We start from the raw sequence: 24366 nt of genomic DNA, 5'->3' as shown, positions 1-24366 counted from the left end.
GATTTACGCCCCGCAACACTTCTTGTGCTTCTTGCCGGACCCGCACGGGCAGGGGTCGTTGCGACCGACGCGCGGGCCTTTATTGCGGACGGGCTTGGCTTGCTCCTCTTCGCCGCCCGCGAAAGCAGTCTCGTTCGCCTTCGTGAATGCCACGCGGCCGCGGCGCTGGCGGCGGCGGCGCTCTAAGAGCTCCTGCTCTATCGGCGCGGTCACCTGCACCTGAAGGTTGAACAGGTAGCGGACCGTCTCCGTGTCTATGCGGTCGAGCATGCCTTCGAAGAGGACGAATGACTCGCGCTTGTACTCGACAAGCGGGTCTTTCTGCGCGTAGCCGCGCAAGCCTATACCCTCTTTCAAGTGGTCGAGCGCGAGCAGGTGGTCCTTCCACTGCGCGTCGACGATGTTCAGCATGATGTAGCGTTCGAGGTTGCGCATCGCCTCGACGCCCATCTGCACCTCTTTCTCCTGATACCTCTCTTCGAGCTTCGACCAGATGACTTCGGTCGCCTCCTGCGGCCCCATCCGTTCGAGGTTTATGCCCTCGCGGTCCACGTCGAATCCGAAGACCATCCGGAGCTGTTCTTTGAGGCTCGTGATGTCCCATTCGCCGGGGTCGACGTTTTTCGACATGTACTGGTCGATGAGCCCCTCGAACAGGTTCTCGGCGATCGTGCTCAGTATGTACTCGCGCTGGTTGGCGTTCTGGGCCTCGGGCGTGTCGCCCTCAAACCCCATCAACAACTGGCGGCGTATGCCGTAGATCGCCTCGCGCTGCTTGTTCATCACGTCGTCGTATTCAAGCAGCCGTTTGCGGATCGAGAAGTTGTGCGCCTCGACCGACTTCTGCGCGCCTTCGATGCGCTTTGACACCAGCCTCGATTCAATCGGCACGCCCTCTTCCATGCCGAGCCGCAGCATGAGGTTCTTGATGCGCTCGCCGCCGAAGATGCGCATCAAATCGTCTTCGAGCGACAGGTAGAAGCGCGACGAGCCGGGATCGCCCTGGCGGCCCGAACGGCCGCGGAGCTGATTATCAATGCGGCGCGATTCGTGGCGCTCGGTGCCGAGGATGTGCAAGCCGCCGGCGGCGACGACCTCTTTATGCTCGGCCTCGGTGACTTGCTTGGCGCGCTCAAGCGCCCGCTCCAACTGTTCCGGCGTCGCCTCGTCGGGATTGATCTGCTTCTTCTTCAACTCCTCTTTGGCCAGAAACTCAGGGTTGCCGCCGAGCAGGATGTCGGTGCCGCGACCGGCCATGTTGGTGGCAATCGTCACCTGGCCGAGGCGTCCGGCCTGCGCGACAATGTCGGCCTCGCGCGCCGCATGCTCCGGCTTGGCGTTCAAGACATTGTGCGGCACACGCAGCTTTTTGAGCTGCGCCGCCAGCATCTCTGAAGTCTCGACCGACACGGTGCCGACCAGCACCGGCTGATGCTTCTCGTGCAGTTCTTTGATCTCTTTGGCTACGGCCTCCCACTTCTCGCGCTCTGTGCGATAGATGACGTCGGGGAAGTCATTGCGCACCATCGAGCGATTGGTGGGGATGACGGCGACGTCGAGCTTGTAGATGTTGGCGAACTCGCTCGCTTCGGTCTCCGCCGTGCCGGTCATGCCCGACAGCTTGGCGTACATGCGGAAGTAGTTTTGCAGCGTGATCGTCGCCAGGGTCTGGTTTTCGGCTTCGATCTTGACGCCCTCTTTCGCCTCGACCGCCTGATGCAGGCCGTCGCTCCAGCGGCGGCCCGGCATCACGCGCCCGGTGAATTCGTCAACGATGATGACTTCGCCTTCCTTGACGATGTACTGCTTGTCGAGGTGATAGAGCGAGTGCGCGTTCAGCGACTGCTCGATGCAGTGCAGCAGCTCCATGTTCGCCGGCTCGTAGAGGTTGCCGACGCCTGTAAAGCGTTCCGCCGCCTCGACGCCTTCTTCGGTGAGCGTCGCCGAGTGCTGCTTCTCGTCAACGTGGTAGAGCAGGCGCGCGTCTTCTTTGAGATTGACGTCGCCTTCGGCCTGCTTGATCTCGGCGATGCGTTTCTGCTGTTCGGACTTCAGCTTATCGATGCACTCGTTGGCGACGTAATACTTCTCGGTCGAATCTTCCGACGCGCCCGAGATGATCAACGGCGTGCGCGCCTCGTCAATCAAGATCGAGTCAACCTCGTCAACGATGGCGTACCAGTGGCCGCGCTGCACCATCGCCGTCGGGTCAAACTTCATGTTGTCGCGCAGGTAATCGAAGCCGAACTCGTTGTTGGTGCCATAGGTGATGTCTGCGCGGTAAGCCTCCTGGCGCTCGCTGTCGTCCATGTCGTGCTGGATGCAGCCGACCGTGAGGCCGAGGAAGCGATAGATTTTGCCCATCCACTCGGTGTCGCGCTTGGCCAGGTAATCGTTGACCGTGACGACGTGGACGCCGCGCCCGGCCAGCGCGTTCAGGTAAGCCGGCAAAGTCGCCACCAGCGTCTTACCTTCGCCGGTCTTCATCTCGGCAATCGTGCCGCGGTGCAAGACCATGCCGCCGATCAACTGCACATCGAAGTGGCGCATGCCGGTGGTGCGCCGCGACGCCTCGCGGACGATGGCGAAGGCTTCGGGGAGGATTTCGTCGAGCGCCTCGTCAACGATCAGGCGCAGCGCCTTCTTCTCTTCTTCGGGCGTCTCGGCGGTGATGTCGGCCCCGGCGACGCGCTGCTCGATCTGCTCGCGGAAGCGCGGCGTGTAGGCGCGCAGCTCGTCGTCCGAGAGCTTTTGAATCTTCGCCTCAAAGGCGTTGATCTCGTGGACCACCGGCCACAGGCGTTTCAGCAAACGCTCGTTGGCGCTGCCGAAAATCTTGGTTGCAACTTTATTGAATATCGCTGTCATAGGTCTCTCTGGTTCCTGGTTTATAGCTCCGTCTTTGCGCGCAGCTACAAACACTAAACGAATATGCCTGTTGATCGGGTTCGCCAATTTGCGCCCCGGCCAACAGGCTAGCGTCAACTCATCATCTTGTGATACGGGCTCTACTCACCGTTCGCCTTCGCATTGCGCAATCACGCCAAGATAAATTGTATTGGCTCACGCGGCGCGCGTCAATTCACGGCCATCCAGGGAGCGCGGGCGAAACGCCCGCCGGTCTCTCGCATGCGCAAGGCGGGCAAGCTGGTTGCCTACGCGCCCAGGGCTTGCGCGAATTGTATTGAACGGCCAAAGGATTGTGCTAGATTGGCTTAGATGCAACGCGCCATTGATGTCACTGCGCCGGATACCCTTGAGCCTTTAAGCGCGCCGCGCCGCCAGGTCGCGCTCGCCGCCGCTGCCATCGTCTGCCTGGGCGCGCTCGCCTACGCCAACAGCTTTGCGGGCCGCTTCATCTTTGACGACCGCGCCATTCTCGAAGACGCTTCGATCCGCCAGCTCTGGCCGCCGTGGACGGCGATGTTGTCGCCGACCAACATTGCCCGCCCGGTCGTCGGCCTGACCTTCGCCATCAACTATGCGATCAGCGGCCTTGAAGTCTGGAGCTATCATCTGCTCAACCTGCTCATCCACCTGCTGGCGGCGCTGGCGTTGTTCGGCATCGTGCGGCGGGCGCTGGTAAGCGAGCGATTGCGCGCCCGCTTCGGCGCGGCCTCGGTCTGGTTGGCCGCCGCTGTCGCCGTGGTCTGGGCCGTTCACCCCTTACAGACGCAAGCGGTGACTTACATCGTCCAGCGCGGCGAATCGCTGATGGGGCTGATGTACCTGGCGACGCTTTACGCGGTGATCCGCGCTGCCGAAACGGCGAGCCGCCGCTGGATCGTCGCGGCCGTCATCAGTTGCGCCATCGGCATGGCGACCAAGCCGGTGATGGCCACCGCGCCCATCATCGCCCTGTTGTTCGATGTGATCTTTGTCGCCGGCTCGTTGAAAGTCGCGCTGCGCCGCCGCTGGGGCTTGTACACGGCGATGGCTGCGACGTGGGGGATTATGGCGGCAACCATCGCCGCGCCGACGCCGGCAGACTGGTCTGTCGGCTTCAGGATGAAAACGTTGACGCCGCTCGAATACCTGCAAACGCAGTTCGGCGTCATCACACATTACCTGCGACTGGCCATCTGGCCCGACTCGCAAGTTTTAGATTACGGCTGGCCGGTGGCGCGCACCGCGTCTGAGATTCTGCCGTTTGCGGTTTTCATTGTTGGGCTGGCCGCCGCGAGCCTGTGGGCGCTCGCGCGCCGCCCGGCGCCGGGGTTTCTCGGCGCGTGGTTCTTCCTGATCCTCGCGCCGACTTCGAGCGTGATGCCCATCGCCGACCTCGCCTTCGAGCATCGCATGTATTTGCCGCTGGCGGCGGTCGTCGCGCTGATCGTCATCGGCGGTTATGCGACAGGACAAATGATGCTGGCGCGTCTGGTTCGATCCGAGATGCAGCGCCGGCAACTTGGCCGCTCGCTTGCCGCGGGCGCGCTTGCGGTGATTGTCGCGTCGCTCGCGTCGCTGACCTTCTTGCGTAACACGTATTACCAGAGCGACATCGTGATGTGGGCCGACGTCGTCAAGAAGCGGCCCGCCAACGCCCGCGCCCACAACAATCTCGGCATGTTTTTGGCCGAGCGCGGCCAGTACGACGAGGCGCTGGCGCACTTTGACGAAGCCTGCCGCTTGAATCCCGAAGACGCGCTCGCCAAAAACAACCTCGCGTTGACGCTCTTCAACCAGGGCCGCGTCGCTGAAGCCATCCCGCTTTACCGCGAAGCGCTTCAGCGTAAGCCGGATTACACAGACGCGCACTTCAATCTAGGCCGCGCCCTGTTTGCACAAGGCGATCTCGAAGCCGCCAAAGCGCAGTTCGTCGCCACGACGGAGCTCGACCCGGCCTATGCCGAAGCCTTCTTCGGCTGGGCCATCATGCTGAAGAAACAAGGCCGCGCGGCAGAGGCCGTCGAGCCTTTGCGCCGCGCCGTCGCGCTGCGTCCGAACTGGCCTGAAGCGGCAAACGAACTGGCTCTGCTGCGAACCGCAGAGGCGCAATCTGCCGGCCGACATTAGCGATTCCGGTGGCGGATTGTCGGCGTCGGGACGCCCGAACGGGGTATGGCAAACGCCGAAAAATGCATGCGGAAAAATAGTGTTGACAGTGGTCAGGGCGGATGGTAAAACGTGACTGCCTGACAAGGCACCAGGTATTTTCAAGCGGTTGTGAAGAATAACCAGGCTGCCGAATCAATAAGCTCGACAGCCCGCCCGTCCCCTCAGCGGCGCCCCATTTGCCGACCTCACAACCTTACTCGCTTCGACCCCCATTGACGCGGCCCCTACAAGCCAATTTTGGATTTTGGATTGCCGATTTTGAATTGGCGGATCAAGAGCCTGACATTTTCTCTTCATCTAAAATTCAAAATCTAAAATCTAAATCGGAACTCCTTCCTGGGGGCTGTCATGTTCGGATCAAAGAAGAAGAGCATCGTCGGGCTGGACATCGGCTCAAGCGCGTTAAAGGCCGTCGAACTCAGGCCCGCGCGCAACGGCTTCGAGCTGGTACACATCGCGCATCAGAATTTGCAATCCGACACCATCGTCGACGGACACATCATCGATCTCAATCACGTCTCGGACTCGATCAACCGTATCTGGTCGGACAGCAGCATCAAGACCAATCAGGTCGCCACCTCGCTGTCGGGCCACGCCGTCATTGTTAAAAAGATATTGCTGCCACAGATGTCGAGCGAAGAGCTGGACGAGCAAATTCACTGGGAAGCCGAACAGTACATTCCTTTCGACATCAACGACGTGAATCTCTACCACGAAGTCATCGGCCACGATCCGAGCGGCCAGAATATGGACGTGCTGCTGGTCGCCTGCAAGCGCGACAAGATCGCCCAGTTCACCCAGGTCATCTCGCAAGCCGGCAAGCAGCCGGTGATCGTTGACGTGGATGCCTTCGCGCTACAGAACGCCTACGAGGTGAACTACACGCCGTCGCCGGCGCAGACCGTGGCGCTCTTAGACATCGGCGCGTCGGTGATGACGATCAACATCGTGCGCGGCGTCACTTCGATCTTCACGCGCGACATCTCGGCGGGCGGCAACCAGTACACCGACCTCTTGCAGAAAGAGATGAACCTGACCTTCGAGCAGGCCGAATCCGTGAAGCGCGGCGCCGGTCTCGAAGATCAAGGCGAATACCAGACGGCGCAGGTGGCGATGCAATCGGTGTCAGAGATGCTGGCGCTGGAAATCCAGCGCACCCTCGACTTCTTCCGCGCCACCGCGGTTGATTCGCCGAACATTGACCGCATGCTGATCGCCGGCGGCTCGTCGAAGGTCGAGCACCTGTGCGATTACCTCTCGGAAAAATTCCAGATGCCGGTCGAGCGCTTCGACGCGTTCCGCGCCATCCGCTATGACCACAAGCGCTTCGATGACGAATACCTCAGAGAACTGTCGCCGAACATGGCGGTCGCCGTCGGCCTGGCGGTTCGCGTCGCGGAGGTGAGCAAATGATCCGAGTTAACCTACTTGAAGGCACCGCCGAGCATCGCGTCGCCGTGCAGAAGACCAAAGTCGCGGCGCGGCGCGGCCAGCAGCTTTTTATGGTGGCGGCGGCGTTGATTATCTTTATGGTCGCGCTCGCAGGCGATCACCTGTGGACGACCAACGCCCACGCCGAAGCGCAGGCGCAGCTCGACCACGAGCAGGAAGTCGCCAAGAAGCTCGAAGCCGACGTGCAGCGCAAGAACGAGCTTGAAGCCGAGCTCAAGCAGGTCGAAGAGCGCATCAAGGTCATCAAGCAGTTGCGCGCCGAGCAGAAAGGCCCGGTCGCCTTGATGAGCGCCATCAACGAGCGCATGCCGGGCGGCCCGGCGGACTTCCGCCTCGACCAGATCACCCAGAAGGGCACGCACTTGCAGATCATCGGCACCTCGCTCAATCAGCAGGTCATCGCCGACTTCGCGCGCCAGCTGGAATTCTCGAACGGCTTGTTCAGCAATCTGGTGCCGACCATCGAAAGCACCGAGGTCAAGAGCGACGATGTCGCCGAGCGCAAGCAGGCCGACAAGGACGCCGACAAGGCTGCCGAAAAGAAAGACGGCAAGGATAGTAAGGACGCCAAGAAGGACGGCAAGAAGGAAAACGACAAGGCCGAAAGCGAAACCTCGCGCATCTTCCGCTTCACCATCGATTGCGACTACAACAAGCCGCGCGCCGAAGACGCCAAGGATGCGAAGACCACGCCGCCACCGGCACCGGGCAAGTAAGGGAGGGTTACTATGTCAGCTTCAGCACAAACCATAGTCAAACCGGCAGACGAGCAAGGCAACTTCTTTTCGCGCATGGCCTGGTACTACCAGATGGCCGTGCTCGTGGTGCTGGCCGGCCTGCTCTACTTCGCCGCCGACTACATGCTCTACAGCGACAAGCGCGCCGAGACCGGCAAGATCAAAGAGCAGGTCGAAACGCTCAAGGCGAAGAACCAGCAGGCGAGCATCATTCAGCAGAACCTCAAGGCCGCCGAAGCGACGCTGGCCGAGAAGCGCGACGAGATTGATCGGCTGCGCGACCTGCTGCCGGACGCCGTCGAAATCTCGCGCATCTACGACAGCCTCAAAGACCTGCTGCGCGCCCAGCGCCTAGAGCTGAAGCGCTTCTCGCCGGCCAAGTCCGAGACCAAAGAGTTCTACACGGCACAGCCGATCCTCATCGAAGTCACCGGCTCGTACGACGCGCTCGGTCAGTACTTCTCAGAGCTTGGCTTTTACCGCCGCATCCTGAGCGTCAGCGACGTCGATATCAAGCAGGCCGAAGACCCGGCCCAGGAAGCGGGCCGCTCGATCAACAGCTCTTTCGTGGTGACGGCGTTCTACATCTCGCCGGAAAACCTGGAGAAGCTGACGGCCAAGAAGCCTGCCGCGCCGCCGGCGCCCGGCACCCCGACCGAACAGAAAAAGTAGCGGAGTAGCGCAATGAAAACGACATCAACAAATCGCGTCTTGAAACGTTGGCTGCTCGCCGGCCTCGGCACGCTGGCCGTCCTTTGCGCCAGCGTCATCCAGGCCACGGCCCAGCAGAGCGCGACGGCCACGCCGCCGGCCGCCGCTTCGAATTCGCAAGCGCAGCCGGCACCGGGCGGCGCTAAAGAGAACCTCGGGCCGACCGCCGATTCGATTCGCCCGTATCGGCCCTACAACCGCGACCCGTTCAAGAAGCCGCTCAAGCCGAAGACGCCGAAGGACAAAGCCAAGCAGGCGGCTTTGCAGCTCGGTTATCCGGTGATCGAAACGCGCCGCGCCGAGTTCCGCCAGAAGGTCGGCGAAGCCCGCGAGCGCGGCCAGTCTGAGCCCGAACCGGTGATGCAATACCTGGTCAACGAGCTGGACGTGACCGGCGTGTTCCGCGACGACCGCGGCTACGGCGCGTTCGTCAAAGCACAGCCGACGGGCACGATGCTCTTCCTGCGCACCGGCACGCGCTGCTACAACGGCGAGGTCGTGCGCATCGAAGGCGACGAAGCGGGCGCATCGCGAGTGATGTTCCGCGAGTTCTTTAAAGTCGAGCAGAACGGCAAAGCCGTCACCCAGGAGCGCATGGTCGCGAAAGCGCCGGGACTGGGCTCGGCGAAATGATTTTGCCACGGCGGCGGCTGAGTCGCGCGCCGAAAGACTGTTTTTTATGCAACGGATTGATTGCGGTGGAGCGAGCGCGGGCAGACTTGATCGGAGCCCTCTTGATCGCGTTCGTTTCAGTTTCAACATCAGAGAGAGGGAGATTAAAAGCTATGTTCGCTAGGAGGCTCGTTGTATTCTTTATGCTCGTGGCGCTGGTGGGCAACCTCAGTCTGCTCGCCGTAGCGCGCCCGGCCATGGTTGCCTCAGAGGGTCAGGCGTTCACTTTAACGTCGCTCACGCACGAGACGGTCGGCGCTGAAACGCGCATCCTGATCGAGTCGAGCGCGCCTCCCCTCTACACCGTCTTTCGCCCGTCGCCGCAGTTGATCATTGTTGATCTGCCGGGCGGCGAGAGCGCATCGCTCCAGCCGCAATACGCGATCAAGAGCCCGCTGGTGGATACGGTCATGGTGCGCGAAACGCGCTCGGCGGCTTCGGGCCGCGCCGTCACCCGCGTCGAGATCAGGGTCAACGGCGAGGTGCATGACCGCTCGACGGTCAACGGCAACACGCTGGTCATCGCACTGGCGCGCGAAGCCGGATCGTCGAATGTCAAGCAAGCGGAACCGCCCGCCAGCTCCGGCGTCTACGTCTACCCGACGCCGACCGTCAAAGGCAGCGCGCACGCCAACGAGCGCCCGGCGGTCAAGCCCGTCGCCAACCCCGTCGAACCGGAGCGCGCCGCGGCGCGTCCGGCATCCATGCGGACGGCGACGATGATTCAAAACGTGCGCGCCGAACAGCGCGACGGCGCTCTGCGCATCGTTGTGGACGCCAACGGCGCGGCGCAGTTCAAAGATTTCATGCTGCCGAACCCCTGGCGCGTTGTCGTTGACATCAGCGGCGTGCGCTCAGGCGTCGGCAACAAGACCGTGGCGCTCGATGGCGCGTCGGTCGAACGCTTGCGCGTCGGCCAGCCTTCAGCGAATGTCGTGCGCATCGTGCTGGACGCCAAAGCGATGGTCAATTACCGCGTCGAACGCGACGGCGATTCGCTGGTCATTGTCGTCGGCGACGCCCGCTCGACTCGCCGCGACGCCACCGTGCCCGAAGTGAAGGCTCAGGTGGCCACGCAGAAGACCGCGCCGGTTGCCGAGAGCAAGCCCGCGGACAATAAGCCGGGCGACGTGAAGGCCGTGGCGCAGACGGCGGACACCCGCAGTGCTGTGAATACCAAGGCCGCCGAGACGAAACCGCTGGCGAAGCAGGAAACCAAAGCCGCGCCGCCGAGCAGCGCATCCGTAGCGCCGCAGAAAGAAGTCAAGGTCGCCGGCCAGCGCGTCGAGAACAAGCCCGCGCCGAGCGCCGCCGCCGCGCCGCCCGCAAACCTGCTGGCGCAGAACCAGTCGGCGCCGCAACAGGCGACGCGCAACGCCATCACGCGCGGCCTGTCGGCGCAGCCGAATTCGTCCAACCCCGTCAAAGAGACCGTTACAACCAGTAGCCCCGCGCCGTCTAGCATGAGCAGCCCGGCGCAGCCCGGCTACATCCGCAGCGCGTCGGACGTGCCGCGCAATCCGTCAACGACCAGCTCGGCGCCGGCTCCGCGGCAGCGTGGCGAAGTGGCGTTTTGTGATTCGAGCTACGTCGGCGGCTTGATCAGCTTTGATCTGCGCTCCGGCGTCGATATTCGCGACATGCTGCGCTTCATCTCGCAGCAGTACGGCGTCAACTTCATCGTCGACAAGTCGGTCGGCGGCGTGCCGGTTGACCTGCGCATCAGCGATGAGCCGTGGAACCGCGTGATGGACGAAGTGCTGCGCGCCAACCGCCTCGGCGCGGTCTGCGGCGGCAACGGGCGGATCATCCGCATCGCCACGCTCGAAGCGATCAAGCAGGAAGAAGTCGCGCAGGCGGAGATCGCCGAAGCCCAGGCTCTAAAAATACCGCTGGTCACAGAGATCATACACCTCAAGTACGCTCGCGCCTTTGGCGCGCTGGGCGCTGGCGGCGGCGGTCGCTCTGGCGGCGCCAGCGGCGGCGGCGGCGGCAACGGCGGCAGCGGGCAGGGCTCGCTGCTATCAATCATCACAACACGGCTGAGCAAGCGCGGACGCATCGAGATGGACGGGCGCACCAATAGCCTGGTGATCGTTGATCTGCCCGAAAACATGCGGGTCATCAAAGACATGATCAGCCAGCTCGACCGGCCCGAACCGCAGGTCGAAATCGAAGCGCGCATCGTTATCGCCAGCCGCAACTTCCTGCGCGACCTCGGCGTCGAGCTGGCCGCCGGTGTGCTCGGCAGCAATGGCCGCGCCGGTGTGCTTGAGACCTCGCCGTTGCAACTGTCAAAGGGCAGCTTATCAAGCGGCGGCGGCAGTGCTGGCGGCTCTGCCAGCGGCCTTGGCCCGAACCTGCCGAACATCGCTTCCAGCGGCGCCTTGCGTGCCGGCTCGCCGAGCAGCATCCTCGGTCTGACGACGCTCGTCGGCACGGGGGTTTTGACCACCGCGCTGTCAGCGCAGGAGACCAAGGGGCAGATTCGCACGATTGCCAGCCCGCGCATCACGACGACTGACAACAAGACCGCAGAGATCGTCAACGGCGTGCAGATACCTGTGCAGACAAGCTCGAACAACACGATCACGACGACCTTTGTGACCGCGGCCTTGCGGCTTGAGATCACCCCGCAGATCGTCGAAGAGACCGGCGAAGTGCAGATGCACATCGTCGCCGAGAACAACACGGTCAACACGGCGCTCGCCAGCCAGTTGAACGGCGGCACGCCGGGCATCAACACGCAGTCGGCGGAATCTACCGTGCTGGTGCAGGACGGCGGCACGGCGGTGATGGGCGGCATCAACGTAGACACCGAAGGCAGCACGATCAACCGGACGCCCGGCCTGTCGCGCCTGCCGCTGCTCGGCGAGCTGTTCAAGCGCCGCACCGTGCGCCGCGATACGGATGAGATTCTCTTCTTCATCACGCCGCGCATCATCCACGAGAACGGCTTGATCGGCCCGCGCGCCCCGCAGCGTAGCTCGGTCGAAGGCCAGCCGAACCCGAACGCGCCGCAACGCGCTGCCACCCCGGCGGCGGGCGCAGCGCAGACCGCCGCGGCCAACGGCAAGGGCGGACAATAACTGAATTGCGGATTGCGGATTGCGGATTGCGGATTGAGAATGTCTCTGTGGACTTCATCAATTCGTCGTTCGCAGCTCGCAATCAGGGGAACGGATTCCAAGATCGAGAATCCGCAATCCGCAATCCGCAATCCGCAATCAAAAAGTTATGGGATTTGCAGACACGCTCAGCAACATCACGGAACGGATTGAAGGCTGCGCGGCGGCCATCATCCTGGGCATAGACGGCATCGCCATCGAGCGCCAGATCAAGCATGTCGCTCCACACCTCGACATTGACCTGATCGTCACAGAGTTCACGACGCTGGTGCGGCGCAATATGCGCACGGCGGCCGACGCCGAGATGGGCGAGATGGGCGAGATGGTCTTTGCCACAGATATGTTGACGCTGGTGCTGCGCCCGATCACCTCGGAATACTTCCTGATGCTGGCGCTCAATCCCGGCGGCAACGTCGGACGGGCGCGTTACGAACTCCGCAAAGCTCAGCTCGCGATGGAATCCGAATTCGCCATTTGAAAATCGTGACAAGTTACTAGCAACGATTGACAAGACGAGAACCCGGCAGAGTGGGTTCCGGTCACTTGTCACTCGTCACTGGTCACTCCGTTTAGCTGCAAGAGGCGCAAAGCCCGAGACGACAGATCGCAATCGTCGCCTTCACGCAATCATACTGGCGTGAACTTTGCGCTTCTTTGCGGCTGCATTCCCGCCTTTCAGACACTCACTCACAGCCTGCCGGGGATTGCTTTTGCCTTTTGGCTATCGTTCGTTTATGATGCCACACGACCCGCCATGCACTTAAGCATCAGATCAAGGAGTTATATGGGGAAAGAACAAATCTATGATGCGATTGTTGTCGGCTCGGGCGCGACGGGAGGCTGGGCCGCAAAGGAATTGACCGAACGGGGACTGCGTGTGCTGGTACTCGAAGCGGGCCGCCAGCTCGACCCGCTCAAGGATTACACCGAGCACGTCTGGCCTTACGAAGTCGCGCACCGCGGCATCGTCCCGAGCACGCAGATTTACGGCAAGCGTCAGTCGGTGCAGGCCAAATGTTATGCCTGTAACGAGTACGGCAACCAGTTCTTCGTTGATGACGTAGACAACCCGTACACGACGCCCGCCGACAAGCCCTTCGACTGGATACGCGGCCGCCAGGTCGGCGGGCGCACGATTATGTGGGGCCGCCAGAGTTACCGCCTGTCGGATTATGATTTCAAAGCGGCGAGCCATGACGGTTACGGCGACGACTGGCCGATCAGTTATAAAGAGCTGGCGCCGTACTATGACAAGGTCGAATCGTTCATCGGCGTCAGCGGCACTTATGAAAACCTGCCGCAGCTGCCCGATGGCCATTTCCTGCCCGGCATGAAGATGGTCTGCGGCGAGCGCCTGTTGAAGCGCGCCGTCGAGAAGCGCTGGCCCGAGCGCCGCGTCACCATCGGGCGCACGGCGATCCTCACCGAGAAACATAATGGCCGCGCCGCCTGTCATTACTGCGGCCATTGCGAGCGCGGCTGCACGACACATTCATACTTCAGCAGCCCCGGCTCGACTTTGCCGGCGGCGGCAAAGACCGGGCGGCTGACGTTACAGCCGAACGCCATCGCCAGCCACGTCATCATGGATGCGAATACGGGCCGCGCCAAAGGCGTCGCGGTCATCGATCAGAACACCAGGCGCGCTTACGAAGTTTTCGGCAAAGTCGTCGTGCTGTGCGCCTCGACAATTGAATCCACGCGGTTGTTGCTAAACAGTGCGACGCGCCAGCACCCAGCGGGGCTGGGCAATTCGTCGGGCGTGCTCGGCCATTACCTGATGGATCATTTCTATCAAATCTCGGTCAGCGGCTTCATCCCCGAAACCGCGAACTACCCCTACAACTATGATGACGGGCGCGCGAACGGCGTCTACATCCCGCGCTTCCGCAACCTGACGGACAAGCAGCCGGGCTTCGTTCGCGGCTATGGCATCCAGGGCAGCGCCGCGCGCCAGATGCTGCCGACGACGATTCGCACCCTGACCGGCTTCGGGCCGGAGTTCAAGCGGCAAGTGCGCGAGGGCCACGCGCCGGCGCCATTTCGCTTGAGCGCTTTTGGCGAGATGCTGGCGCGCAAAGAGAACCGCGTGACGATCAGCAAAGAGGTGAAAGACGCGTGGGGTATCCCCGCGGCGCATATCGAATGCGCGCACAGCGACAACGAACGGGCGATGGCCAAAGACGCCATCGAGCAGTTAGAAGCGATGGCGCACGAGGCCGGCTTTGAGGTGGTGGGGAAGAACACGCGGCTCGCCAACCCCGGCCTCTGCATCCACGAGCTGGGCACGGCGCGCATGGGCAATGATGCGAAGACCTCCGTGTTGAACCGCTTCAACCAGAGCTGGGACGTCAAGAACCTGTTCCTCACCGACGGCGCATGTTTCGTTTCGACCGGCTGCCAGAACCCGACGCTGACGATGATGGCGATCACGGTGCGCGCCTGCGACTACATCGTTGACCAGTACAAGAAAGGCAATCTGTGAGTGACAAGTGACAAGTGACAAGTGACAAGACGATGTCGTTCCGTTTACCCGGAACGCATTCAGCAGGCGCGGCCCTCTTGTCACTTGTCACTTGTCACTCTCTGAGGAGAGAGCATGGACACAAAAACCTACTTGCGGTTGAGCGTGATGATGTTTTTGGAGTTCTTTGTCTGGGGCGCGTGGTTCGTGACGCTGGGCACACATCTCGGCGAAGAGTTGCGCTTCAGCGGCAGCCAGATCGGCTACACCTACTTGATGAACAACATCGCCGCCATCATCTCGCCGTTTTTCGTCGGCATGATCGCCGACCGCTATTTCGCCTCGCAGAAGCTAATGGGCCTGCTGCACTTGATCGGCGGCGGCTTGATGTTCTGGTCTGCCGGATTGACGACGTTCGGGCCGCTGCTCTTCGGCTTGCTGCTGTATAACCTGACTTACATGCCGACGCTGGCGCTGGTCAACGCCATCTCGTTCAGGCAGATGGAGACGCCGGAGCAACAGTTCCCCAAAGTGCGCGTCTGGGGCACCATCGGCTGGATCGTCGCCGGCCTGGTCATCTCCTTCATCCTCACGAAGTCGTATGGCGACGGCGTCGAGCGAACCGCCGTGCCGTTGAAGATGGCGGCAATCGCCTCGATCATTTTAGGGCTCTACTCGTTCACGCTGCCGAGCACGCCGCCGCAGAACGCCGGCAAGAAGATCAGCGCCGGCGAAGTCCTCGGCTTGAAGGCGCTGCGGCTGATGAAGCAGAAGTCGTTCTTCATCTTCGTCCTCTGCTCGCTGCTGATTTCGATCCCGCTCGCCTTCTATTACAGCTTCACCAACCTCTACCTGAACGACCTGGGCATGCAGGGAGTCGCCGCCAAGCAGAGCCTCGGGCAGATGTCTGAAGTCGGCTTCATGATTTTGATGCCGGTCTTCTTTGCGCGGCTCGGCGTCAAGAAGATGCTGCTGGTCGGCATGCTGGCGTGGGTGGTGCGCTACGCCTTCTTCGCGACCGGCAACCTCGGCTCGCTCGAATGGATGCTCTATGCCGGCATCCTGCTGCACGGCGTCTGTTACGATTTCTTCTTTGTCACCGGCCAGATTTACGTAGACAAGAAGGCGTCGCGCGACGTCCGCGCCAGCGCGCAGGGATTCATCACGCTGGTAACGTATGGCGTCGGCCTCGGACTCGGCACGGTGATCGCGGGCTACCTCGTCGAAGCGTTTACGAAAACCACGGCGGGCCGACCGGTTTATGACTGGAAAGCCATCTGGTGGATACCGGCGGTCTTTGCCGCCGCTGTGGCGCTCTTCTTTGCGCTGACGTTCAATGACCGCAAGGCCGAGCAGGCGGCGCAAGCCGACTAAAAGTAATCTACTGCACAAGACGAAAGCGCGGGGCCTGGCTGTCCCGCGCTTTGCTTCGGAGAGCATATGCGACTGGGACTCAACTTCGGCTACTGGGGCGCAGGCCCCGCCGATAACATTCAACTCGCGCAAGAAGCCGAGCGGCTCGGTTACGATTCGCTGTGGACGGCGGAGGCGTGGGGATCGGACGCCATATCGCCGCTCGTGTGGCTGGCGGCGCGCACCGAACGCATCCGCGTCGGCACGGCCATCATGCAGATACCTGCGCGCACGCCGGCGATGGCGGCGATGACCGCCGCGACGGTTGACCTGTTGACCGGAGGCCGTTTTCTGTTAGGACTCGGCGTCTCCGGGCCACAGGTCGTCGAAGGCTGGCACGGCGTCGTCTATGGAAAACTACTGACGCGAACGCGCGAATACGTCAGCATTGTGCGAACGATCTTGAAGCGCGAGCGACCGCTCGAACACCACGGCGAGTACTATGACATCCCAGTCAGCGGCGGCACCGGCCTGGGCAAGCCGCTCAAGCTGATCGTCCACCCCTTGCGCCCGAACATTCCCATCTACCTGGCGGCGATTGGCCCAAAGAATGTCGCGCTCGCGGCAGAGATTGCCGATGGCTGGCTGCCGGTCTTCTTCTCGCCGAAGCGCATGGAGGTCTTTCGCGCCTCGCTCGAAGAAGGGCTGGCGCGGCGCACCGATGGCAAGACGCTTGATGATCTCGACATCGCGCCGACGGTCTCTGTGGTGATGGGCGATGATGTGAATGCTTGCCGGCAGCAGATCAAGCCGCACCTGGCGCTCTACGTCGGCGGCATGGGAGCGCGCGGTAAGAATTTCTATAACGACCTGGCGCGGCGTTACGGTTACGAAGATGCGGCGGCGCGCATTCAGGATTTGTATCTGAGCGGCAAGAAGCATGAAGCCGTTGCCGCAGTGCCGGACGAACTGGTTGACGAAGTCGCGCTCTGCGGGCCGCGCGAGCGCATCAAAGATCAACTGGCGATGTGGCGCGAGGCCGGCGTCAAGACATTGATCTGCGGCGCGTCGAGCCTCGATGCGGTGCGCGCCGTCGCCGAACTCGCTCAGTAGTCACGACGCGCCGCCGCGTGTCTTAATTCTTTATGCCGTCATCCTCGATGCCGGTGAAGCTGTCGCCGGGGAACAGCCCGAGCCATTGATCCGACGAGGGCGTCAAAAACAACGTCGCATAAACCCGCTCGTTCAAGGCCGCCAGGTCGTCTGCCGCCGCCGTATCCACCAGCCATTCGTGCAACGTGCGGCGAAAGAGATATTCATTACGCACCGTGTCTATCGCGATAGCTCGCTCAAGCGCCGCCAGGGTGCGCTGCCATTCGCCATCGTCGGCGAAGCGTGAAAGGTTCTTGCTGCGAACCAGCGCGCGGCTTGCGGCATCGAGCCTCGCTTCCTCGGCGTGCCGGGCGGCGATGCGCGCCCAGCCGGCGTCTTCGGGCTGCGCGTCGAGCAGGCGCGGCGCGGTCGAGATGCCGCGCAGGATGGGCCGTTCGGCGACGACCATCTTGGTCATGGCGGCGCGGGCGGCGACTTCGGCGCGCGGCGGGCGGGCCGGCTCGGCGCTCGCCGGTGCTGCCGTTTGCGGCGCGGCCAGCTTGACACCGGCCCGCGCCAGGTCGAGCGGCCACATCACGGCAAGCTCCTGCAAGCGGGCGGTGTGGTAGTCGCGCAGCAAGGCGGCGCGCGCCTCAGCCGTCGCCGCCTGCCCGGCCTGATCGGCAACGTTCGCCGCGCGGATCAACTCTTGCAGAAAAGCCTGCGGGCCATAGAGCCCCGGCAACGCGTCAACCACGCGGCCCCGGCTATCGAGCACGTAATGGATGCTGTTGCCGGTCAGCGTGCGCTCAAGCCGCCGGCCATCGCCGAAATCAATTGTCACCCGCGGCGCCGGCCGCACCGACTGCCAGTGTAAGATATACCTCTCACGGAGCAGGCGCGAGATTTCTTGATTGGCGTAAAGCGTCAGGCGGAAGAAGCGGCTGTTGGCGCAACTGAGGTCTTCGTCGAGGCGGCCAAGCAAGCGCAGCGACAGGATCGGCTTGCCGCTCTGTTGCGCCGCCGCGCGGGCTTGCTCGAAGTCTGTGTGCCAGTAGAGCGCCGCCGCGAAACTGTCTTTCTGGCCCGCAATCGCGTCCATCGCTTCGCTGACGCGCCGCCAGGACGGGCTGGCCGCTGGCGCATGCGGCGAAGCGATCTCCAGTCGGCGGGCCTGGATGGCCTCGGCGTGCGCCGCCAGGAACGCTTCGAGCCCCGCGGCCCCCTGGCCGCGCAAGGCATGAATAGCGGTCGCGGCTTCGCCGGCATTTTCAGACACCGCTTGCCGGGCGAGCGCCGACAAATCGGTTTTGTTGGGATTGGCGAATGCGGAACCGGCAAGAGACAACACGAGCATCAACGCCAGGAGCTTGATAGGCATAAGGCCCTCCGCTGTGGTGTGCGAGGTGAATCGTCGCGATTTGCCGACACAACGCGCTACAGGCTACGAAACGCGCGCCGTCGTGTGAGGTTCCTTTTAGTTCCAGTGAATGACGAGGGGGATGGCGGAGGCCGCACATTGGCGCGCGGCCTCCGTAGAGTGGGGAGTTATTTGGTGTCGGCCTTCTTGATCGAAGTGATGGTCAGATACTTCTTGCCGTCTTTTTCGCTCACCGTGCCTTTGACCTCGACGCTCTCGGCGACGTAAGGAATGAGCTTTTCATTCTTGTTCTCGGCGTAGTCGCCTTCAATCGAATAAACGGTGCTGGTGCCGTCTTCGAGAATCGCCATCTGATTGCCGCGCTTGGCGCACGACAGGGCGCAAGCCTTGTGCGCTTCGCCCTTCTTGCCGCCCTTGTCATAGCATGGCTGATCGATGATCTCGCCCTTGAGCGTCACCTCTTTGTCGCTCGGTGCAGCACTGGCCGCCACCGCCGCGCCGATCAGCATCAGCGCCATACTCAAATAGATCATTGCTCGTTTCATTGTTGCAGTCTCCTTTCAGATTGCGGGTACTTGATTCCTTCCACTGAGCCTGTGCGAATTTCATCAGAACGTCAGCTTGAATGCAAGCTGAATGTTGCGCGGGCCGCCGCCGCCTAAGAACGGGTTGCCAATGCCAACGTCGGGCGTCACCGTGATCGGCAGGAAGCCGATGCCGCGCCCGGTCACAGGGTCTATGCCATTGAAGCTGGCATCGGCGGAAAAGCCCGGCAGCAGCGGCGACGAGAAATTCGGGTGATTGAAGACGTTGAAGATTTCCGCGCGCAGCTGCACCTTGACCCGTTCGCTGATCGGCGTCGTCTTGAAGATCGAAAAGTCGAAATTGCTGTAGCCCGGCCCCTTGAGCGAATTGCGACCTAAGCTACCAAAGTGCTGCGTGCCCGGTATGCACGAGCCGGCGCTGCCGTCGCCCGTCGGGTCGAGCGTGCAAGGCACCTTGAACGCCGCGAGGTTCAGGAAATTGTCCGGCGCGTGCGTGCCGGCGTACGGGTCGCCAACCAGGTCTGGGCGCGGAAAGAATTCGCCGGTGCCGTTGTAGTCGTCGAACAAATTCACATGAAACGGACTGCCGCTGCGCACTGTGACGATGCCATTCACCTGCCAGCCGTCGCCGACTCTAGGATGCTTCTTCCACCAGCCCGGTATTTGATAGCTCCACGTCCAGGTGAAGCGGTGGCGCACGTCGAAGTTCGAGTTGCCGCGCTCCTGGTCTGTGCGAAAGCTGTTGTCCGGCTGTGTGGCATTGGCGACATAGTCCTGGCCGTCCGAGGCGTTGTCTATCGAATGCGACCAGGTATAGATGACTTGCGTCGAAAATCCGTGACGGTCGCGCAGCGAGAGACTGGTTTGCAGCGCGTTGTAGTTCGAGTTCGCCGTCGTTTCCAGGTGGTTGACATAAAAGAAGGTGCCGCCCGACGGCGCGAACGGCCCATTATCGAATGGCCGCGCCGTCGAAACCCGCGGGTTCACCGGCTGATTGATGTCGCGATAGCGGAAGAGCTTGGCGCCCGCCGAGCCGACGTAGCCGACCTCGAAGACGACGTTCTTGAACAGCTCTTGCTGAATGTTCAAGTTGTAGTTCTGCACGTACGGCGTGCGAATGTGGCGGTCAACGGCGAAGACATCCGAATCCAGAAAATCGGTAAAGATCGGCACCCCCGGCTGAATCACATCCACGGTCGAAAACGAGAAGAGGATCGGCGACGGGCCGACGGGATTATAAGCCGGGCCGGGGTTGAACGTATTGAACGGCAACTGGCCGACGAAGAAGTCCTGCGAATACGCGTCGTAGAACAATCCCCAACCGGCGCGCACCACCGTCCGGCCTTTGCCGCTGACGTCCCAGGCCAGGCCGATGCGCGGCGAGAAGTTGTTCAGGTCGCGCTCGTACAATTGATCAAGCCCGGGGCTTCCGACCTGCACCAGCCCGCGTTGGGGATCAAAGTTGCTCAACAGATTGTCCTTCTCGCCGATGACGCCAAAATAGTCATAGCGCAGTCCGAGATTGAGCGTCAGCCGCTTGCTCCAGCGGAAGGTGTCTTGCAAGTAACCGGCGTGCGAGTTCTGAAATGTCTTGCGCCGCGAATCGCCGCGCGCCGCGCGCCCGCCGCTCAAGGTGCCTGAAAGAAAATCTTCGAGCGAGGCGAAGTCCAGCCGCCCGCGATAGCCCGCGTCAAAGAACGCATCCACGAAGGTGCGGCGGAATTCGTAGCCCATCTTTAAGTCATGGCGTGTGAGCTTCCACGACAGGTTATCGATGAAATGCCAGTTGGTGTCGACGCGGGCGCGCGGCACCGAGAGCGTCGCGCCCAGCGACGCCAGCGACGAGCCGAAGACAGGGTCGTTGCGGATGCGAATGAACGGCAGGCCGAAATCCTGCTGGCCGCTGATGCCTGTGTTCAAGCCAATCGAGCTGGGATCAAAATCGCTGTCTTCAGGAAAGAAGCCTTCGTCGAAGCGGTTGTAACCGAAGCGCGCTTCATTGACTTTCTGCGCCGACAGAATTTTTAAGTACGACAGCGACACCAGGTGAACCGTCGTCGGCGTGACGGTGTTAAAGCCCGGCAAGACGTTGCCCGCCAGAATCGCCAGCGGGAACGACTGGTCGCTGGTGCCAAAGTAGTAGCGCCCGGTGAGCTGGTTCTGCTCGTTGAACGAATGATCGAGCTTGGCGATGAAGCTATTCACATTGTTGGTCGCCGGCGCGGTGACAAAAAGATTCGGCGACGGGTCGAACAACGGCACGGGATTGTTCGGCGTCGGCCAGGGATTGCGCTGGAGCAGCTTGGCAATCACCGGGTTGGTCGCGCCGCCGAGCGCGGCAATCTCGCGCGGGTCGGGAACGCGCGCTACCGAGTTCAAGCCGACGTCTTCGCGCTGGCCCTCGTAAGCCGTGAACCAGAAAGTGCGGTTGCGAACGAAGGGGCCGCCGGCAGCAAAGCCGAATTGATGATTGGTGAACTCGGTCTGCGGGTTCGGCCTGGTGTTATAAAAGTTGCGCGCATCAAACTTGTTGTCGCGCAGAAACTCGAACGCCGAGCCATGAATGTCGTTGGTGCCCGACTTGGTAACCAGATTCACAATCGCGCCGGAGTTGCGGCCGTACTCGGCTTCGAAGTTTGACAGCACCGCCGCTTCGGCAATGGCTTCGACCGGCAAGATGGTCGCGGGCGTGCCGAAGACGCCGGCTTCGTTGATGGCCGGCAGGTTGCGATAGCCGTCGTTCATGTCTGTGCCGTCGAGCAGGTAATTGTTCGAGCGCCCGCGATTGCCGTTGGCGCTGAAGAGGCCGAACGAGCCGGGCGAATCGGTCGCGCCCGACGGGTCGCCCGTCGCGCCCGGCGCGAGGACGAGGAACTTGGTGAAGTCGCGCCCGTTGATGGGAAGGTCTACCACGTCGCGGCCGGAGATGGTTCCGCCGAGCGTGTTGCTGGTGGTTTCGACCTGAACGGCGTTGGCGGTAATGTTGACCGTCTCGCTGCCGCCGACCGAAAGCTGCGCGTCAACGCGGCGCTCGCTGGCGACGGCGACTTGAACGTCGGTGACGGCGTAGGCTTGAAAGCCGCTGGCCTGGACTTTGACTTCATACGACCCAATCGGCAACTCGGGGATCGAGAAGTTGCCCGCGTCGTCGGTGACGGTCGTTCGTTCGACGCCGGTGGCAAGGTTTCGGGCGGTGATGGTCGCGCCGGTGACGACCGCGCCTTGCGGGTCGGTGACGGTGCCGAGAATGGTGCCGCGGAAGGTCTGCGCGAAGGCGTGCGGCGCGGCGGCCGCGAGCAGCGCGCAGACAAGCGCCAACGTCGAAGCCGTTCGCGCACGGCGGCGGATGATTTTTGATCTCTGAGCTCGGGCCAATGAGCGAAATGGTGATTGCGACATCGAGTCCTCTCCTTTGTGACTTTCGGGGGCCATACCCTGCGGTTCGATGCGCCTATTCTATGGTGACAGGTGACGAGTGACAAGGTCGCGTCACTTGCCGCTTGTCTCTTATCACGCCGCGTTGGATAATCAGCCTCCGGTTTGATGATGGACACGTCGCCCGACACGGCCCGGCCCGAAGCGCTCGTCGCGGAGTTTCTCAGTGAATTTCGCGCGACGGGCGATTACCGCCGTGACTGCGTCGCGCGGCTGACGGCGCTCGCCACGGGCGACGACTCGCGGGCGGCGGAGGCGGCGACGAAAGTCCTCTTCGCGTCGCTGGTCGAGCGGCTGGCCGACTCCTTTTCGCCCGCCGACGTGTCGCTCTACAACCACGTCTTCGCGCAAGTCATCGAGCACTGTCGCCGGCTCGGCGGAGGCGGCGCGGTGGACGCGGCGCTGCATCGGTTCGGGCTGCGCGACGAAGCCGCGCTGCTCGGCCGCGCCGAATCGCTGCGCCGCAAGAGAACTATCCGGCGCTCGCGCTCGGCGGGCGTGCGGCGCGTAGTCGTGTTGTCGCGCGTGACGCTGGGCGCGGACGTAGCCATCACCAGCGTCGTCATCAGTCGCCTGGAGCATGAGTTCCCCGGCGCGGAGATCGTTCTGGTCGGCGGGCGCAAAGCCGCAGAGCTTTTCGGCGGCAACCGGCGCGTCCTGTTCAAGGAGATTCATTACCGCCGCGCCGGCAGAACCCTCGAACGCGTGCTCAGTTGGTTGGCCGTGACCGAGGCGGCGCGTGAAATGACTGCCGGCCTGTCGCCTGATGAATGGCTGATCGTTGATACAGACTCGCGGCTCACGCAACTGGGCCTGTTGCCGCTCACCGAGCACGAAGCGAACTACCTCTTCTTCCCGAGCCGCGAGTATGGCGCGACGACTGACCGCGCGCTCGGTCAACTGGCCGCCGCCTGGCTCGACGAAGTCTTCGACGCGCCTCGGCCTACGCTGCCGGGCGTGAGCCTGCGCCCCGCCGACATTCAGGCCGCGAGCCTGTTGACGAAGCGTTTGCGACAGAGCGGCGGGCGGCCTCTTGTCACGGTCAACTTCGGCGTCGGCGGCAACCCGGCCAAGCGCGTCAGTGACGAGTTCGAGCAATCGCTCGTCGCGCAAATGATCCGAGATGGCGCTACGGTCATTCTCGACAAAGGCGCGGGCGCGGACGAGGCGCGACGCGGCGACGCCGTCATCGCCTACGCCCGACGCGAAGCCGGCGCGAGCGTGTCCGAGTTGACGGAGAGCCATTTTGTCGAAACCTTAAATCGAATGCGCGACACGCGGCTTGTGGTCTGGGACGGCGGCGTCGGCAGGCTGGCGGCGCTGATCGCGCAGAGCGACTTCTACGTCGGCTACGACTCGGCGGGCCAGCACATCGCCGCCGCCGCCGGCACGCCGGGCGTCACCGTCTTTGCCGGCTACAGCTCGCCGCGCATGCTCGACCGCTGGCGGCCGACGGGGAGCGCCGCGTCTCACATCATCGCGGTTGACCCGTCGCGCGCCGTTGACGCGGGCGAAATTCTTTCGGCAACGCTCGCCGCCCTGCATCACTATGCGAATGACCATCCTTGAATTCACGCCGTGCGCCGACACGATCTTTCATGTCCGCCGTGACGCAGACGAGGGCTACGTCGCGAGCGACGGCCGCGCCATCACGATCAAGGCCGGCGCGAAGCTGCGCCCGCAAGCCATCTCGACCTACGCCGGCGGCAAGGCGACCAACGTGGCCCGCGTTCTGGATCGGCTGCTCACGGACGCGGACGCGGTCGAAGCCGAGCTGGTCGTCTTTCGCCCGGACTCCGCCGAAGGCCGCTACCTCCACGACCTGCAAACCGGCGCGCTCGTCCGCGTGCGCGTGCGGCCCGTGATCGTCGAGAGCCGCGCGCGGTTCTGCATAGACCTCACGGACCCTGCGACCTCGGAAGAGAACCGCGTCGAGTTCAACGTCAGTCCGCGCGCCATGTGGGCCGAGAGCGCGTTGGCGGCGGCGCTGGAATTTGTCTCGCGCATTGAGAGTGACGTGCTGTTGCTGGCCGGCAACCCGCCGATCATTGAGAGCCGCGGCGCGATGGCCGTTGAGCTGTATGCGCGGGTGATCGCCGCCGTGCGCCCGCGCGTCGGCTTGATCTCGCTCGACGCGGAGAAGGCGGCGCTGGCCAACTGCCTGATGGCGGCGGCGCGGCCCGACGTGGTCAAGATCAATGAAGCCGAATACGGCTCGGTCGAGCCGGCGCTGTGGGATGGGTTCGGCGGCGCGCTCGCCGTCACCGACGCGCGCGGCTGTCGCGTGTGGCAAGACCGCTCGCGCGGCGCGGCCGTCAGGGTGGAAGGCGTTCAAACC

General features: G+C 62.7%; 16 protein-coding genes. 12 read left to right on the top strand and 4 right to left on the bottom strand.

The genetic code is table 11. The annotated features are described in order from the left end of the window. Positions 1-3: 3 nt before the first annotated feature. Positions 4-2868 carry a preprotein translocase subunit SecA gene (gene secA / locus VJ464_09420; protein ID HKQ05339.1) on the bottom strand — a complete coding sequence of 955 codons (2865 nt, stop codon included), beginning with the start codon at positions 2866-2868 and terminating at the stop codon, positions 4-6. 351 nt (positions 2869-3219) lie between these two features. On the opposite strand from secA, the gene VJ464_09415 reads away from it, so the two are divergent. From VJ464_09415 to VJ464_09370, 10 genes are all read left to right on the top strand, one after another. Beyond that, a complete protein-coding gene (locus VJ464_09415; protein HKQ05338.1) occupies positions 3220-5016 on the top strand; it encodes a tetratricopeptide repeat protein in 1797 nt (598 codons plus the stop codon). 390 nt (positions 5017-5406) lie between these two features. After that, positions 5407-6471 carry a type IV pilus assembly protein PilM gene (gene pilM / locus VJ464_09410; GenBank protein HKQ05337.1) on the top strand — a complete coding sequence of 355 codons (1065 nt, stop codon included), beginning with the start codon at positions 5407-5409 and terminating at the stop codon, positions 6469-6471. Next, the gene (locus VJ464_09405) at positions 6468-7226 is read left to right on the top strand and encodes a PilN domain-containing protein (protein HKQ05336.1); all 759 of its coding nucleotides are present in this window, start codon (positions 6468-6470) and stop codon (positions 7224-7226) included. Before pilM ends, VJ464_09405 begins: the two co-directional genes overlap by 4 nt. Before the next feature lie 12 nt (positions 7227-7238). Next, on the top strand, positions 7239-7919 hold the full coding sequence (pilO, locus tag VJ464_09400) for a type 4a pilus biogenesis protein PilO (protein ID HKQ05335.1): 681 nt from the start codon (positions 7239-7241) through the stop codon (positions 7917-7919). Between the two features lie 12 nt (positions 7920-7931). Further along, a complete protein-coding gene (locus VJ464_09395) occupies positions 7932-8591 on the top strand; it encodes a hypothetical protein (GenBank protein HKQ05334.1) in 660 nt (219 codons plus the stop codon). 152 nt (positions 8592-8743) lie between these two features. Beyond that, entirely contained in the window at positions 8744-11719 is a 2976-nt protein-coding gene (gene pilQ / locus VJ464_09390) for a type IV pilus secretin PilQ (GenBank protein HKQ05333.1), read from the top strand. A gap of 148 nt (positions 11720-11867) precedes the next feature. Next, a complete protein-coding gene (locus tag VJ464_09385) occupies positions 11868-12236 on the top strand; it encodes a hypothetical protein (protein HKQ05332.1) in 369 nt (122 codons plus the stop codon). A gap of 306 nt (positions 12237-12542) precedes the next feature. Continuing rightward, complete coding sequence (locus tag VJ464_09380; GenBank protein ID HKQ05331.1) at positions 12543-14243, top strand: GMC family oxidoreductase; 1701 nt, start codon at positions 12543-12545, stop codon at positions 14241-14243. Positions 14244-14357: 114 nt separating this feature from the next. Then, complete coding sequence (locus tag VJ464_09375; protein HKQ05330.1) at positions 14358-15596, top strand: nucleoside permease; 1239 nt, start codon at positions 14358-14360, stop codon at positions 15594-15596. Between the two features lie 66 nt (positions 15597-15662). Next, a complete protein-coding gene (locus tag VJ464_09370) occupies positions 15663-16688 on the top strand; it encodes an LLM class F420-dependent oxidoreductase (GenBank protein ID HKQ05329.1) in 1026 nt (341 codons plus the stop codon). 22 nt (positions 16689-16710) lie between these two features. Here the strand turns inward: VJ464_09370 and VJ464_09365 are convergent, their stop codons facing one another. From VJ464_09365 to VJ464_09355, 3 genes are all read right to left on the bottom strand, one after another. Then, positions 16711-18048 carry a hypothetical protein gene (locus VJ464_09365; protein HKQ05328.1) on the bottom strand — a complete coding sequence of 446 codons (1338 nt, stop codon included), beginning with the start codon at positions 18046-18048 and terminating at the stop codon, positions 16711-16713. A 167-nt stretch (positions 18049-18215) separates the two neighbouring features. Further along, entirely contained in the window at positions 18216-18593 is a 378-nt protein-coding gene (locus tag VJ464_09360; GenBank protein ID HKQ05327.1) for a hypothetical protein, read from the bottom strand. 63 nt (positions 18594-18656) lie between these two features. After that, positions 18657-21911 carry a TonB-dependent receptor gene (locus VJ464_09355; protein HKQ05326.1) on the bottom strand — a complete coding sequence of 1085 codons (3255 nt, stop codon included), beginning with the start codon at positions 21909-21911 and terminating at the stop codon, positions 18657-18659. Between the two features lie 225 nt (positions 21912-22136). Between VJ464_09355 and VJ464_09350 the strand changes: the two genes are divergently transcribed. After that, positions 22137-23597, top strand: a complete 1461-nt coding sequence (locus VJ464_09350) for a glycosyltransferase family 9 protein (GenBank protein HKQ05325.1) — start codon at positions 22137-22139, stop codon at positions 23595-23597. Beyond that, on the top strand, positions 23584-24366 hold a 783-nt coding region (locus tag VJ464_09345; protein ID HKQ05324.1), incomplete at its 3' end, for a PfkB family carbohydrate kinase. The genes VJ464_09350 and VJ464_09345, both read left to right, overlap by 14 nt.

The organism is Blastocatellia bacterium, assembly GCA_035275065.1.
In the GTDB taxonomy this organism is placed as follows: Bacteria; Acidobacteriota; Blastocatellia; order UBA7656; family UBA7656; genus DATENM01.
The sequence above is the reverse complement of the archived record's forward strand: the minus strand, read 5'-3'. Positions and strand labels throughout refer to the sequence as shown.